Annotated in this window: 12 protein-coding genes; 5 read left to right on the top strand and 7 right to left on the bottom strand. The window is 39.0% G+C overall.

What is annotated here, in order from left to right; genetic code table 11:
- Positions 1-171: 171 nt before the first annotated feature.
- A complete protein-coding gene (locus tag GGR42_RS04815; RefSeq protein WP_167961383.1) occupies positions 172-1,569 on the bottom strand; it encodes a fasciclin domain-containing protein in 1,398 nt (465 codons plus the stop codon).
- A gap of 220 nt (positions 1,570-1,789) precedes the next feature.
- Between GGR42_RS04815 and mnmA the strand changes: the two genes are divergently transcribed.
- Both mnmA and GGR42_RS04805 read left to right on the top strand, forming a co-directional pair.
- Positions 1,790-2,980, top strand: coding sequence for a tRNA 2-thiouridine(34) synthase MnmA (gene mnmA / locus GGR42_RS04810; protein WP_167961380.1), 1,191 nt, complete (start codon positions 1,790-1,792; stop codon positions 2,978-2,980).
- A gap of 41 nt (positions 2,981-3,021) precedes the next feature.
- A complete protein-coding gene (locus tag GGR42_RS04805) occupies positions 3,022-3,963 on the top strand; it encodes an NAD(P)H-dependent flavin oxidoreductase (RefSeq protein ID WP_167964352.1) in 942 nt (313 codons plus the stop codon).
- A gap of 2 nt (positions 3,964-3,965) precedes the next feature.
- Here GGR42_RS04805 and GGR42_RS04800 read toward each other — a convergent pair whose 3' ends face one another.
- A complete protein-coding gene (locus tag GGR42_RS04800) occupies positions 3,966-5,165 on the bottom strand; it encodes a sensor histidine kinase (protein ID WP_167961378.1) in 1,200 nt (399 codons plus the stop codon).
- Between the two features lie 200 nt (positions 5,166-5,365).
- Between GGR42_RS04800 and GGR42_RS04795 the strand changes: the two genes are divergently transcribed.
- Genes GGR42_RS04795 through GGR42_RS04785 form a run of 3 tightly spaced genes read left to right on the top strand, consistent with a single transcriptional unit; the run spans position 5,366 to position 8,749 of the window.
- Complete coding sequence (locus GGR42_RS04795; protein ID WP_167961376.1) at positions 5,366-6,406, top strand: GMP reductase; 1,041 nt, start codon at positions 5,366-5,368, stop codon at positions 6,404-6,406.
- Between the two features lie 45 nt (positions 6,407-6,451).
- Complete coding sequence (locus tag GGR42_RS04790) at positions 6,452-8,155, top strand: GMC oxidoreductase (RefSeq protein WP_167961373.1); 1,704 nt, start codon at positions 6,452-6,454, stop codon at positions 8,153-8,155.
- Between the two features lie 3 nt (positions 8,156-8,158).
- A complete protein-coding gene (locus tag GGR42_RS04785) occupies positions 8,159-8,749 on the top strand; it encodes a gluconate 2-dehydrogenase subunit 3 family protein (RefSeq protein WP_167961371.1) in 591 nt (196 codons plus the stop codon).
- Positions 8,750-9,098: 349 nt separating this feature from the next.
- Here the strand turns inward: GGR42_RS04785 and GGR42_RS04780 are convergent, their stop codons facing one another.
- The 5 genes from GGR42_RS04780 to GGR42_RS04760 all read right to left on the bottom strand — a co-directional run bounded on the left by GGR42_RS04780 (position 9,099) and on the right by GGR42_RS04760 (position 15,418).
- Positions 9,099-10,004: an NAD-dependent epimerase/dehydratase family protein gene (locus GGR42_RS04780; RefSeq protein ID WP_167961369.1), complete on the bottom strand. Its 906-nt coding sequence runs from the start codon at positions 10,002-10,004 to the stop codon at positions 9,099-9,101.
- A 39-nt stretch (positions 10,005-10,043) separates the two neighbouring features.
- Positions 10,044-10,505, bottom strand: a complete 462-nt coding sequence (locus GGR42_RS04775; RefSeq protein ID WP_167961367.1) for a DUF1569 domain-containing protein — start codon at positions 10,503-10,505, stop codon at positions 10,044-10,046.
- A 66-nt stretch (positions 10,506-10,571) separates the two neighbouring features.
- On the bottom strand, positions 10,572-14,006 hold the full coding sequence (locus tag GGR42_RS04770) for a DUF7133 domain-containing protein (protein ID WP_167961365.1): 3,435 nt from the start codon (positions 14,004-14,006) through the stop codon (positions 10,572-10,574).
- Positions 14,007-14,244: 238 nt separating this feature from the next.
- On the bottom strand, positions 14,245-14,409 hold the full coding sequence (locus tag GGR42_RS04765; RefSeq protein WP_167961363.1) for a hypothetical protein: 165 nt from the start codon (positions 14,407-14,409) through the stop codon (positions 14,245-14,247).
- Between the two features lie 7 nt (positions 14,410-14,416).
- Positions 14,417-15,418, bottom strand: a complete 1,002-nt coding sequence (locus tag GGR42_RS04760; RefSeq protein WP_167961361.1) for an SMP-30/gluconolactonase/LRE family protein — start codon at positions 15,416-15,418, stop codon at positions 14,417-14,419.
- Between the last annotated feature and the right edge of the window lies 1 nt (position 15,419).

Raw genomic sequence — 15,419 nt, 5'->3', positions numbered from 1 at the left:
TATACTTTAGAATGAAAATAATAGAGTGAGATTGATTCTAAAAAGAAAATCCTCCTAAAAAAGCTAGAAGGATTCCCAATTATTAACCAACCAAAATAAAACCAACCAAATTACCTTTTCATAGCTTTTTCCCATTTAATTAATTTTTTATACCCAGTTGATTAAGAATTCTTAATTTTCTGTATCTGGTATCATTACCTTGTTGATGACATGGATAACTCCATTCCCGGCTTGTACGTCAACAGCTATGATTCCAATATCCGAAGCCCCACTTCCATCTGTAACATCGGCAATATTATCGCCTGTTCCTGGTAGGTTAATGGTAATATTGTCCCCTTCCAGTGTTGCGGGTGAAATACCGTCTGTTAAGTCACCAGAACGAACATTTCCATTGACAACATGATGTTGCAGAACAGAGGATAATAAAGCCTCATCAATATCACTTACGGTATTCCAATCCATATTGCTATCCAAAAGGGCTTGAAAAGCCATTTCTGTTGGGGCAAAGACCGTGAAAGGACCTTCACCACCTAACACAGCGGCAAAATCCGTTGCGGGTGTAGCAGTTGTCAATGCTTCAACAAGAGGTGCAAAAGTAGGATTTGCTATGGCAAAAGTCACTACTGTTGGTATATCTATTACTTCATCAACGGCATGTATAATACCATTGGTCGCAACAATGTCTGCTAATCCTACATTACTAGTTCCATTCAAACTAACACCACTATCCGTATTAACATAAATACTCAAATAATCTCCATCCACGTTTGTGGCTACCGTATTGGCGTATGTATTACTTAAGCTTGTTGATAAAAGAGCGGCCCCCGAAATGACATGATTTGATAAGATATCCGAAAGATCGTTGCCATTGGGATTGGTAAAGGCGCTAAAGGCCGTATTTAAGGGGGCAAAAACGGTAAAATCTGTATCATCAGAAGAAAGCAAGGTGGTAAATGTTGTATTTCCATCAGCCGTTAAAGCTCCAACTAATTCTGAAAGATTTTCATTTGCCACTGCATGGTCAACGATATTGGGTAAACCTATGACTCCATCAACAACATGAACCACACCATTGGTGGCAGCTACGTCTGCAGTAGTAACATTTGCAACTCCATTGATATTTACACCACTGGAGGTATTTATGTACAAACTAAGATTGTTTCCATCCACTCCAGCTGTAGATAAAGAACTTATATATCCATTAGAAAGGCTATTGGACAAATTTTCGCCAGAAACTACATGATTTAAAAGTACCTGTGTTAAAACCTCTACTGGGACATCTTCTAAAGAGGCAAAATTGTTATCACTCAAGAATGCGGTAAAAGCTTCATTTGTTGGAGCAAATACCGTAAAGGGACCATCACCTTGCAGTGTGTTAACAAGATCAGCGCTCTGCAGGGCCGCAACAAGACTACTTAAATCAGAAGTGGCTACTGCTAATTCTACTATATCTGGTTCTTCCTGAATTGGTTCTGGATCAGGCGCATTGTCATCATTGGAACATGAAACGAACAAGACAGTCATTGCTAAAACAGCAATGACTGTCTTCAAATTAAGTAACTTTTTCATTTTTGTTTTTTTAGGTTATTAAATATTATGTTTAATAATTATGAAATAAAGTTAAACAAAAATAATATTGTTTAATGTTTTTTAAATAAAGTTTAACAAAATAGTATTGATTTTAAGGCCAATAGCTCAACTTTTGATAGTAAGGGTATTAGTTAAGAAGACAAATCCTTTATATTTTAAGCTTATTAAATTGTATTTTTGTTCCACTTTTTATAATAAAATGAAAAAAGTTGTTGTTGGTTTGTCCGGAGGGGTAGATTCTAGCGTAGCGGCCTATCTTTTAAAAGAGCAGGGGTACGATGTCATTGGGCTTTTTATGAAAAATTGGCACGATGATTCGGTTACCATTTCTGATGAATGCCCTTGGCTGGAGGATAGTAATGATGCCTTGATTGTAGCTGATAAATTAGGAATTCCTTTCCAAACAGTTGATTTAAGTGAACAATATAAGGAGCGTATTGTGGATTATATGTTCAATGAGTATGAAAAGGGAAGAACACCCAACCCAGATGTGTTGTGCAATAGAGAGATCAAGTTTGATGTTTTTATGAAAATTGCCCTCCAATTAGGTGCCGATTATGTGGCTACGGGACATTATTGTAGAAGGGGCATCATAAAGAATGAAGATGGAACCGAAACTTATCAATTATTGGCAGGAGCAGATGGCAATAAAGACCAGTCCTATTTTTTATGTCAGCTTTCACAAGAGCAGTTGGCAAAAACACTTTTTCCAATTGGCGAGTTACAAAAACCTGAAGTGCGCAGAATTGCAGCAGAAAATAATTTAATTACAGCTGATAAAAAAGATTCGCAAGGTCTTTGTTTTATTGGTAAAGTTCGCTTACCAGATTTTTTACAACAAAAACTTAGGCCAAAGAATGGAGTGATAGTAGAAGTGCCTTCAGACTTTGAACTTTATCAAAAACCCATACCTGAATTTGATTCTAAAGATTTGGAGCTAGCTTATTTTGCCGAGAAACCTGAGTACCATATTGAGGATGGTAAAGTGGTAGGAGAACACCAAGGGGCACATTATTTTACAAAGGGACAACGTAAAGGTTTAGCTGTTGGCGGTACTAAAGAACCTTTATTTGTTATTGATACAGATGTGGAGAAAAATGTAATTTATACTGGACAAGGTAAGGAACATCCAGGATTGTACCGGAGAACTTTATTTGTCAACAATGAAGAATTGCACTGGGTACGTCCCGATTTGGCATTAAAGGTGGATGAGTCTATGGAAGTTTTAGCCCGAATTAGGTATAGACAAGCTTTGAGCAAAGCAACTATTTATAAAGTTGATTCTGGCCTTTATGTAGATTTTCAGGAGAAACAATCTGCAATTACAGAAGGTCAGTTTGTAGCATGGTATTTAGAGGATGAATTAATTGGTTCTGGAGTTATATCTTAGGATAAATAGCTATTTTCATATTAATGGGAACTACAGAGTATATGGAGAATAGAATCACCAAGCTTTTCGGAATAAAATATCCCATCATTCAAGCAGGAATGGTTTGGAACAGTGGTTGGCGGTTGGCCTCCGCAGTTTCCAATGCAGGGGGACTGGGTGTTTTGGGAGCAGGAAGTATGTATCCAGGGGTGTTACAAGAACATATTCATAAGTGTAGACAAGCTACAGATAAACCCTTTGGTGTAAATATCCCTATGCTTTATCCAGAAATTGAAAAATTGATGGATATTATTGTGAAGGAGGGTGTTAAAATTGTTTTTACTGCTGCGGGGAACCCAAAAACATGGACCTCTTTTCTAAAGAAAAATAGAATAACCGTGGTACATGTGGTAAGTAGCGTGAAATTTGCCCTAAAAGCACAGGATGCTGGAGTGGATGCGATTGTTGCGGAAGGTTTTGAAGCTGGCGGACACAACGGTAGGGATGAGACAACCACTTTGGTTTTAATTCCATCGGTAAAAGAAAAAATAAGTGTCCCAATAATTGCGGCCGGAGGAATCGGTTCTGGAAAATCAATGTTGGCAGCTATGATATTGGGTGCAGATGGTGTTCAGGTAGGTAGCCGTTTTGTGGCAAGTGTAGAGGCTTCATCCCATGCATTGTTTAAGAAAAGAGTTGTGGAAGCCCAGGAAGGGGACACTGAGCTGACACTTAAGGAATTGACACCAGTTCGTTTGTTGAAAAATGAATTTTATAAAGAAGTACAACAAGCTTATGTAAATGGAGCTTCTATGGAAGAGTTGAAGGCGCTTTTAGGAAGAGGTCGTGCCAAAAAAGGTATGTTTGAAGGTGATATGAAGGAAGGTGAACTGGAAATAGGTCAGGTTTCTGCCCTTATACATGATATTAAACCTGCCGTCCAAATTGTTGCAGATATGATGAAGGAGTTTGAAGAAGCTAAAGCCAATATAAAAACCCTTTGATTTTATTTTTGTATTCTAAATATAAAGTTGGCACCTTTTCCTAGGGATGATTCTACTTTTATGGAACCACCCATTTTTTCCACTATTTTTTTTACGGTAGCCAGTCCCAATCCATTTCCGGCATTTCCGTATTTGTCCTTTTCGGTGGAGGTGATAAAAATTTCAAATATTTTTTCGTGTTGATCAGAGGGTATTCCCGGACCATTGTCCTTAACGTAACATTCATAGTTATTGTCAATATCAAAAATGCCCAATTCAATTTTCACATGTTCTTTGTCGCTGTATTTTATGGCATTACTAATAAGGTTCATTAGTATTTGATTTATGGCGGCCCTATTTGTTTTAACTTCCTTTACGTTGGATTTTAAATCGATGCTTATTTCATTGTCATAGGAATATAGGCCCAAAATATCTGACTTTAACGATTCTAAATTGATAAGGGAATCACCTTCCTTGAAAACACTATCACTTCTACTATATTGCAAAAGGCCATCAACAAGTCCTTTTAATTTGTCTGAAGCGTTTTTAATAAAACTTAGCATCATTTTACCCTCTTCATCCATATCTGGGCCATAACTCTCAGAAAACAGTTCGGAAATACTGGAAATATTGTTTAATGGTGATTTTAAATCATGGGCAGCGATGTAAGCAAATTGCTCCAGTTCTTCATTTTTCTCTTTTAAACTTGCCATGGATGTTTCCAATAAAGCATTGCTTTTTCTTAGCTCCAATAGATTCATGACTTGTTTTGCCAATGCCTTTAAAGAACCTATTTGGCTTTTGCTTAGCAATTTGGGCGTATGGTCAATTACACAAAGTGTGCCTAAAGGAAGTCCTTGCTCGGTTACAAGGGGGACTCCAGCATAAAAGATTACCTTGGGCTCACCTGTTACAAGTGGATTGTCATGAAAACGATTATCCGTTCTTGAATCTTGAATAATAAAAATTTCATCCTCATGGATAGCATGGGCGCAAAAGGCATATTCCTTAGGAGTACTTTCTGCATTGAGGCCATGATGAGATTTGAACCATTGTCTTTTGTCATCCAATAAACTTACTAGGGAAATTGGCGTACCACATATTTCAGCTGCTATTTCAGTTAAGTTGTCATAATCTTCTTCAGGAAGGGTATCCAGGATTGAATACGAATTCAATTCTTCCAACCTTCCTGTTTCGTTTGGATGTTCTAAGGGTGGGATCATATTTTTCAGGGTAACTTTATGTAAACCAAATCATTGACTTAACTATTGTAAGAAAAAGATTATTACAAATAACGATAATTTTTATTAAATAGTACATAAATACTACAAAATAGTTTCTAAGTGTTCATATGTTGATCTTTAAAAACCTTAAAAACCACCGAATTAAATTTACTTTTGGTACGAAGTATAATAGTAGGACTATGAGAATTGAATATGAAATAAAGCTTGGTTTTAAAGATGTAATGATTCGGCCTAAGCGATCTACCCTAAAAAGTAGGTCCAATGTTAATTTGGTGCGAGAATTTAAATTTTTGCACAGCAAAACCAATTGGACAGGTGTTCCTATTATGGCCGCCAATATGGACACGGTCGGAACATTTAATATGGCATTGTCCATTTATAAATACCAATTGTTCACAGCTATTCATAAACATTATACTGTTGAGGAGTGGAACGACTTTTTAAAAAACACTCCAGAGGATATAGTGGACCATATAGCCATAAGTATGGGTACAGGTGTTGAGGATGCTAAAAAAGTGGCGACCGTTCTCAGATCCAACCCCCAATTAAAGTTTATTTGTATAGATGTGGCCAACGGATACTCCGAACATTTTGTAAATTTTGTAAAGAAGATTCGTAACCAGTACCCAGATAAAGTAATAATTGCTGGCAATGTGGTAACTGGTGAAATGGTAGAAGAATTACTATTGGCTGGTGCAGATATTATAAAGGTGGGTATTGGTCCTGGTTCAGTTTGTACGACCAGGGTAAAAACAGGTGTCGGGTATCCACAATTATCTGCCATAGTTGAGTGTGCAGATGCGGCCCATGGTTTGGGAGGGCAAATTATAAGCGATGGTGGTTGTACAACACCGGGTGATGTGGCAAAGGCATTTGGTGCAGGGGCAGATTTTGTTATGTTGGGGGGTATGTTGGCCGGTCATAGTGAAAGTGGAGGGGAAGAGATAGAGAGAAATGGCAAAACCTATAAACGGTTTTATGGAATGAGTTCGGCCACCGCTATGGACAAACACGTTGGTGGGGTAGCAGAATATCGTGCCAGCGAGGGTAAAACTGTTGAGGTGCCTTTTAGAGGTAATGTAGCGGATACGCTTAGGGACATTTTGGGTGGTTTGCGCAGCACCTGTACCTATGTAGGGGCAGCAAGACTTAAAGAACTAACTAAACGGACTACGTTTATACGGGTTGCAGAGCAGGAAAATAAGGTTTACACGGATTAATTTTATATCTTGATACCCAACTAAACTCAACAATTAATAACTAGAATGGCATACTTAAATATTGAAGCTCAAAAACAAAATACCTTTGACGCAATTGTAATAGGCTCTGGTATTAGTGGGGGATGGGCCGCTAAAGAATTATGTGAGGGCGGACTAAAAACCTTGGTGTTGGAACGTGGTAGAGATGTAAAACATCTACAGGATTACCCAACAATGCACAATGAAACCTGGGATTATAAACTGCGTGGAGCACTTACCTATGAAGAACAAAAAAAACACAAAGTATTTTCGGAAGTAGGTTGGGCGGGAGCCGATAGCAAGCATTTTATTGCAAATGATGTAGATAATCCTTATACGGAGGTAAAACCTTTTGTATGGATGCGTGGGCATCAAGTTGGAGGTCGTTCCATGCTTTGGGGCAGACAGACCTATAGATGGAGTGACTTAGATTTTGAAGCTAATGCAAAGGATGGTCATGGAGTGGATTGGCCCATTAGATATAAAGATATTGAACCTTGGTATACCTATGTAGAAAAATTTGCAGGTATAAGTGGAGAGGCTTTGGGATTGCCACATTTGCCAGATAGCCATTTCTTGCCTCCCATGGAGCTAAATTGTGTAGAAGAGCACGCCAAACAAAGTATTGAAGAGAATTATGACAGACATTTAATTATTGGTCGTGTTGCACATTTAACTCAACCTCTTAATGGTCGCGGACAATGCCAATTTAGAAATAGATGTTCTCGCGGTTGTCCTTATGGAGCTTATTTTAGTAGTATGTCTGTGACAATACCTGCTGCAGAAAAGACAGGGAATTTAACATTACGACCGCATTCCATAGTCTCGTCCATTATTTATGACGAGAAAAAAGGCAAAGCTACAGGAGTGCGTATTGTAGATGCCGAAACCAATGAGGAAATTGAATTCTATGCCAAAATTATTTTTAGCAATGCCTCTACTTTGAGCACTACATCCATATTTCTTAATTCAACTTCCAATCGTTTTCCCAATGGTTTTGGGAACGATAGTGGAGAATTGGGCCATAACCTTATGGATCATACGTATAAAGTTGGTGCAATGGGTGGTATAGATGGTTTTCTGGATAAATACTATTCTGGGCGTAGACCTAATGGAATTTATATTCCCCGTTATGTGAATTTGGATGAAAAGACAAAGTCCAATGATTTTGTACGTGGTTTTGGATTTCAAGGAGGAGCGGGTCGTTCTGGCTGGGGTTCTGGAGTAAACAATAATGAATTTGGGGCCGACTTTAAAGACGGACTCATGAAACCAGGAGGATGGGGTATGTTTCTTACTGGTTTTGCCGAGTGTTTGCCCAACCATGAAAATAAAGTTACTTTAAATCACGAATTAAAGAACAAATGGGGATTGTCTACCTTGTCCATAGATGCTGAATTTAAGGATAATGAACTGGCAATGAACAGACAAATTAAAACTGATGCTGTGGAAATGTTGGAAAAGGCCGGTTTTAAGGATATAATGCCTTTTGATGCAAAAAGTCCACCGGGACATGGAGTACATGAAATGGGAACGGCTAGAATGGGACGCGACCCTAAAACATCTGTACTTAATGGTACAAATCAAGTACATGCGGCTAAAAATGTCTTTGTAACGGATGGTGCCTGTATGACATCCAGCTCCTGTGTTAACCCGTCATTGACCTATATGGCAATTACGGCAAGAGCGGCAAACCATGCAGTGGAGGAATTAAAAAAGCAAAATTTATAGGCCATGGATAGAAGAAAAGCATTGAAAAATACGGCTATGTTGGTTGGCGCTACCTTATCTAGTGGCACATTGTCTACCATGTTACAATCCTGTCAAAGTCAAAACCGATTGGATTGGACACCTCAGTTTTTTACGGAAGAACAAGCGCAAGTAGTTTCAGAGATTACTGATATGATTTTGCCGCGAACGGAAACCCCGGGTGCAAAAGATTTAAAAGTTGATATTTTTGTGGACCTCATGTTCAAAGAAACCCTATCCCCCGAAGACCAAAAGCACGTGTTGGAAGGATATGAAAAGTTTATGGCTGCGTGCGAAGAACTACATGGAAAATCTTTCTTAAAAATGAACAGCGATGAACGTGCTGAGGTCCTTAAAAAAGTAGGGGAGGAGACCAATACATTTGTGCCTACTGTTTGGGGAAGTAAACTTATACCGCAACCTCCTTTGGATTTTTACCGAAGAGTGAAGCAATTTACCCTTACAGGCTATTTTACATCGGAGGAAATTGGAAAAAACGTATTGCGTTTTGACCCAATTCCAGGAAGTTATAAGGGGTGCCTTCCATATAATGGGGAGAATATCTGGACCATTTAATAGTGGTTAGCTTACCGGTGAAAGAGTTAGGCTATTTGTGGTTTTAAAAGGAGTGAAATGATTTCTTGACCTCTAGTTCTAGAGAGTAATGAATGAATGACGAGAAATCTTGTTGTTTTGAGATTCCTCTTCGTACCTCATTCGGAATGACAAACTATTTTTAATGTCAAACAAATAAACTGTAATATCTTGTTTTTGGCAGATTTACAAAGCCTTGTACTTTGTCATTTCGAAATGAAGTATGATTGAGAAATCTTATAAAAAGTTTTTCGTCCCTCTTTAAGGCTCTGTTGAAAAGACAAAATAAGTTCCATAGTGATTAAAGGAATGAAGTAATTTCTATTTTGCCTTAATCCCACTTTAAATAGTTGCGCCAGTTGTGTTGTTCTTTAAAACCTAAAACTTCACGAATTTTTTGATTGGAAAACAACGCCTCATGCTCCTCTAATTCACGACTAATAGGCACATTGGGGAAAAACTTCTTAATTAATTCTTTATTGGTTAGAACAGCACCATTGTGGTCGTTCCCAGCATTGAAAACTTGATAGCCTAGACCATCTTTTTTTAGGCATAGATCTACAATCTGCCCTAGGTCACGTGCATCTATGTAACAGAAGGCGTTTCTGCGCCGTACCTCAGGGTTTTTAAAATAATGTGGAAACAGTTCAGTGTATTCGTGGGGTTCTATCACATTTCCGATTCGGAGGGCATAAATATCAAAGCCAGACCGTCGTTGAAAACCCTGTGCCGTTTTTTCATTTACAACCTTGGATATTCCGTAGCTATCCATAGGGTCCACGTCATAATCTTCCTCTAGCGGCAATACTTTGGGGTCGGTTTCCCCATCTGAAAAACAAATACCATATGTAGTTTCTGATGAAGCAATAATTATTTTTTTAATACCGAGCTTAACAGCTGCTTCAATTACATTGTAGGTGCCTACTGTGTTAACACGAAAAGTTTCATTATCAGGCTTGATCAATATTCTGGGTACGGCAGCAAAATGTACAACGGCATCAAATTTTGGAACGCCATTTCCGGGTTCCAATTCATGCAAGCCCGTGTACGAACTCATGGCATTGAACATTTGTCCGGAATCTGTAATGTCAGCTATTAAATTATCCAACCCTGGGCAGTCCAAAGGCGTTAGGTCTACATTCAATATGCTATGACCTTGGTCCAGAAGATAGGGAATTACATGCTTTCCTGCTTTTCCTGATCCTCCTGTAAATAGTATACGTTTTTTAGTTTGCATTCTATTGTTTTTAATAAATTGTTAGCTACCCCTCCTTTTTCAAACTCCGAATTGTTTTAGATGATGATTCAAATGATAATTTGCAAGTTCAATCCAGCGTTCTCTGCTTATAATACCAAAATATGGATGTTCAGCAAATTTCTTGTCCTTACCAAATTGTGAAAATTGAAGAATATGCTTTTTAAGAATTTTTTTGTCATTTTCTAAATTGGTTGGCAAAGTTCCATTTCCTTCAATCTGTCCAAACCCCCTTGGGGCAGGTGTTGTTTTTCCAGAGCGTGCAAGGAGGATGATTTCTTTTGGATCTATAGCTCTATATTCTAGAGCTTTTTTGGTTCCACCAGTCATGCGAAAAAAGTCTGAACAATGACAAACCATTTGGTTGACATTCATCTTTCCAAACTTTGGTTTTAATTCAGAGTCCAATTTTTCAATTCTTTTGAAAAATTCTTGTGTTTGTTTCTCCGTGAAGTTCACTTTTTTCAAACTTGCAAGTAACATTTCGGGCAACTAGCTCAGCATATCCGTCCGAAATGTTACTTGTATAACTTCTTTGTTACTATATTTTTAATGAGACGCTGCCTCCCGTTCATTCTCCACTTTTAACGTAGTTAGGTATTCAATTAAATTACGTAAATCCCTTCTTTCTATTAACCTACCCATGGCTGGCATACCAGAAGGTAGATTTGTCCTTTTTTCAATTCTAGAGGTAGCTACTACAAAGGGCTCGGCATCACTGGTTTTTAATGTAATCTGGTCTTGGGTCTCTTCCATTAAAACACCGGTCACCACTTGCCCATCCTTTAAGGTAAGGGTTACACTGCCATAGCCTGGTGCCAAACGTTTTCCTGGTTCTATTAAAGCTTCCAGAAGTTGTTCTCGACTCAAAATATTACCAATATTATCCAATGCAGGGCCTACTTTTCCACCGGCACCACCTACGGCATGGCAACGTACACATTGTGCTGTAGGATTGCTGTTGAACACCTGCATTCCTGGCCATCTTTGTCCGCCTTCCAGCGTTTCTTTATAGGCATCAACCGTTTGACCACTTTTCTTAATTTTGTCCAATTGTGCAATTAATGAAGGTGATTTTGTTGCTTCTACTGCTTCAATTAAATCTAAGATTACTCCTTGCTTTAGCTGGTTTTTATCCGCCTGAGTAATTAATCCACTTAATACATCGCTGGTTTTTTCTATAGGCATTTCTCCCAACACACTCATTAAGCGTTGTTGTTCACCAACAGAGCCATTTCTAAAAACGGGTCCAACAATAGCAGGTAGTTTTTCTTTTGGGATGTCCAATTTGCTAATAAGCCCAACTGCAGAAGCCCGCACTTGCCAGTTTTTGTCTTGCATACCCAATTTCATGGAAGATTCCATATTGGCATAGTTTAATCCACCCAAAGCTTCTAACATAGCACCACGTACTTGGGGTGCACTGTGGCTTGTCATTATTTTATGCAATTGATCGTTATAGGTTTCAATTTGTAAAGCACCTAACACCTTGGAGGTGCCTATCAATATTTCTTGGTCTTTATCCGCAAGGAAAGCAGGAATATCACCTTCAATTTTTTGTTTTACCGTATTGGCATCCCTAGTAATTTCACCTCTAAAGCGGCCATCTACCCTGTCCAAAGTGGAAGGGGATGCCCATGTACCTATGGTTGCCAACGCTTCCCCTCTTAAAATACTGGGAACATTTGTTCTTTTGGCAAAGGCGATAAGGTCATTCAATTCTTTTTCCCCACCCACACGCAATGCCGCATTAATGGCCCTGCGAAGCAAAGGTTCGGAAGTGAATTGTGTCTGATTTAACATCGCTGCCAAAGCGGGCAAGGCTTGTTCAATGGACCAATCGTCGTTAATGGCCCTTGCAGCTTCTGTAACAATATATTCGTCTTTATCATTTAGAAATTGCGCCACCAACGGACTTTGCAATCTTCGTAATACTAAAACGGCTGCAATTCTAAGGCTTCTATTTTCATTGTCAACAAGCGCGGCTACTTGCTCTTCTGCCCCAATACGGCTCAAAGCCAATACGGCAGCATGTCTTAAATACACATCTTTGTCTGCATTGGCCACAATCATGTCCAATAATCCCTGTACGCCATCTTTATGTTCCAATCTACCCAAAGCTTGAGCAGCGAAGAATTTTACGCGGTCGTTGGAATGTTGTAAAAGTGGAAGTAAAGGTTCAGCGGCTTCCATATATTTTACATCGCCTAAAATTTTAGCAGCTTGAGCCACAATTTCCGCATCTTGATCTTGCAATAAAGCTACCAGAGGTTCTGCTTTACTTGCATTTTCACCTGCAATCTGCCCAATGCCCCAAATGGCATGTATTCTTGCCAGTTGGTCTGTTTCTTCGGTAAGTACATTTTTTAGGGCTCTATATCCCCAAAAGGTACTTTTTGCCAACTGAAACTGAGCTTTTTGGCGAATACGCATATCTGGGTAGCGTAATAGTGCCACCAATTCATCATTGGATTGGTCACTATAATTCAAAGTCATAAGACGTTTGGTTTCTTCTCTCTCTGCTTCTAGATCGTTCTTATCTTCCACCACATCTATTTTCCAGACACGACCTGCATTGTTGGTTCCCCATCCATTGATCCAATCTGCAGCGTACAAAGCACCATCTGGGCCAAACTCCAAACCTGTGGGTAGAATTCCACTGATCATGTCATTATCACTGTTCAATTCAAAACCAGCACCACTTGGTTTTAAATCAAAAGACCATATGTGAGATAGACTTGGATCGCCCACAAATTCTACCAAAAAGAACTTGTTTAACCAATCCTTGCCCAAAGCTGTTCCCGGATTGTATACCATCCCAGTTGGGCCATTATGAAAGTTTTTAATTGGTGGAATTATATAGGCTGCCTGTCCTTCCCATCTTGGGGTATACAGTTTTTCATCCATCCAAACTTTGTAACCGTTGTTTTTTGGGTCTACATATTTTCCATACTGCCAATTGCTTCTCCAACCTGCATCTGAACCTTCAACAATATAGACCAAACGTTCACTTTCGCCCCGATGATCCCCATCATTGTCTGAAGAAATTATATTTCCATATTCATCAAAAACAAACTCATGTGTATTTCGTAGTCCCCTTGCAAAAATTTCAAAGTCAGAACCATCAGGATTACAACGTACTATTATTCCTTGATTTGGGTATTTATGGTTTACACCATCTACTGTGGTAAGGTTGGCACCAATATCACCAATGCCCCAATAAATTTTTCCGTCTGGTCCTTCAATGGCGCCAGACATTCCATGACCACTAAAACCAATATGAACGGCAAAACCATTGGCCAGTGAGGTTTTTGTATCTAAAACTTTATCTCCATTGGTATCTGTAAGTCGCCACATATCTGGAGCGGCACCAACAAAGACATCGTTGTCACGAACCAAAAGAGCACCGGCAGGGTCCGTAATTTCAGTGTTAAAATCCTCTAATATTCTAGTGGAAATATCGGCAACACCATCGTTGTTTCTGTCTTCCAGCATCCAAACTTCTTCTTTCTCAACGGCCAAATCTCTCCAATCGTGGATGGAGTCTTTATTTAAATCCTTTAGCCATGAATTTTCTTCACTCTTTTCTGGTGCAAAGGTTTCATGTAAAAAAGCACGACGATCTTCTATAGACTGAAAACCAATGGAAGGAATCATCCAATGTTGATAAGGCCTAATATCGAATTCCGAATTTTTTTGACGATTGGTTCGGGTAATGTAAACCCGTCCTTCATTATCAATATCCATAGCAATAGGGTCTGGAGCCAAGGAATCTGATGCCCATAATGAAAGTGTTATACCATCTGCGACAAATGGTGAAATATTGGCCCTCGCTTCTTTGGCAGCAAGGACACCATTAACAGAATCTTCTACTTTGGCAAGCGGAATCTCTGTAGGAATCTTTGGGGTGTTGTCACAAGAAAAAAGAATTGATAATAAAACAAGAAAAGATAGGGGGTAACGCATTAAAGATGCTACTTTCATTTGGTGGTATAATTAGTTATTTATTAAGCTCGTTAAAAATAAGGAATTGGACTGTAAAGAGAAAGAGGTTTATGATTGGTTTAACGGAACAAGTGTAAATTAAATAGCAGCATAGAAATCACATGGAGACCTGTCGACTCCGCTTGAGGAGACACAAGAAAGCTAATGGCAAGATTTTAAAGTAACAATCGTAAGTTCGTGCCTATTTCATGTGCGAACCGACAGTTTTGCCGAGATATTATTTTTCTTCAGGAGTATTCTTCTTTTTTGAACTACCAATGGCAATCCCTAGGGCTATGCCAATAGCTATTCCAATAGCCAAATTGCCCATTGCTACTCCAATAGCGGCACCGACACCAGTACCTATTGCAATACCCGCTCCCATATGATTTTTTGCTTTCATATATGTATTAAAAACCTTTTCCTTTGGTTTTTGTTTGTATTCGGGCCAAATACATATCTGCAGTGATATAAAGTACAGAGCCATCATTGCCCCAATTTAAATTAGCAGTGGCCTCACCTGTATCTATTCTGCCCAATAAGTTGCCTTCTGGCGTTAAGATCAATATACCTCCAGGCCCTGTAGTGAAAATGTTTCCGTTTTTGTCGGTTTTAAGGCCATCTGGCAAGCCTTTTAATCCTGCTTTTACCATAGAAGTGGCATCAAAAAGTAGTTTCCCTTTATCCAATTCTCCGTTTGGCAAAATGTTATATGACATTATATATGCCGCATCTGGATCGGATTGAGCCACATATAATATACTTTCATCAGGAGAGAGGGCAACGCCATTGGGCCGGGTTAGATTCTGAATGGCAATATCTACATTTCCAGAAGTATCCACTTTGTAAACCCCAAACAGGTCAATTTCTCTTGTAGAGGCATTTTCCCTATCTGGCAATCCATAAGGTGGATCCGTAAAATAATAGATGCCGTTTGTCGCTTGCACCACATCATTGGGACTATTAAAGCGCTTTCCTTGCCATGTATCTGCAACCGGAAATTTACCTCCCCCGCCATTAATTGGCATACGGGTGACCCTACGGTCCCCATGCTCGCAAGCGACTAATTCCCCATCAATGTTTATAGTAAGCCCGTTACTTCCCGGTTCTGAACTATAAGGCAAGATGCCTGTATAACCTGATGGTTTTAAGAAAGTGGTCAACCCTTCGTCTTTTTTCCATTTAAAAATGGTGTTTTCGGGGACATCTGAAAAAAGAAGAAATTCCCCTTCTTTACTCCAAATGGGACCTTCTGACCAAGTAAAGCCTTCCGCCAAAACTTCAATTTTGGCATTTTTATCAATAAGTTCATAGAATTTGGAGTCTTCTGCTACAAGTTTTCCAATTGTTTTTTGTTGGGCGGGGAGGGCAAAAGGTATTGCCATAAGTACAAGTATTAGTTTGGTTTTCATT

The sequence above is a fragment of the Saonia flava genome, assembly GCF_011927795.1.
In the GTDB taxonomy this organism is placed as follows: domain Bacteria; phylum Bacteroidota; class Bacteroidia; order Flavobacteriales; family Flavobacteriaceae; genus Saonia; species Saonia flava.
This window is presented reverse-complemented; position numbering and strand designations above follow the sequence as displayed.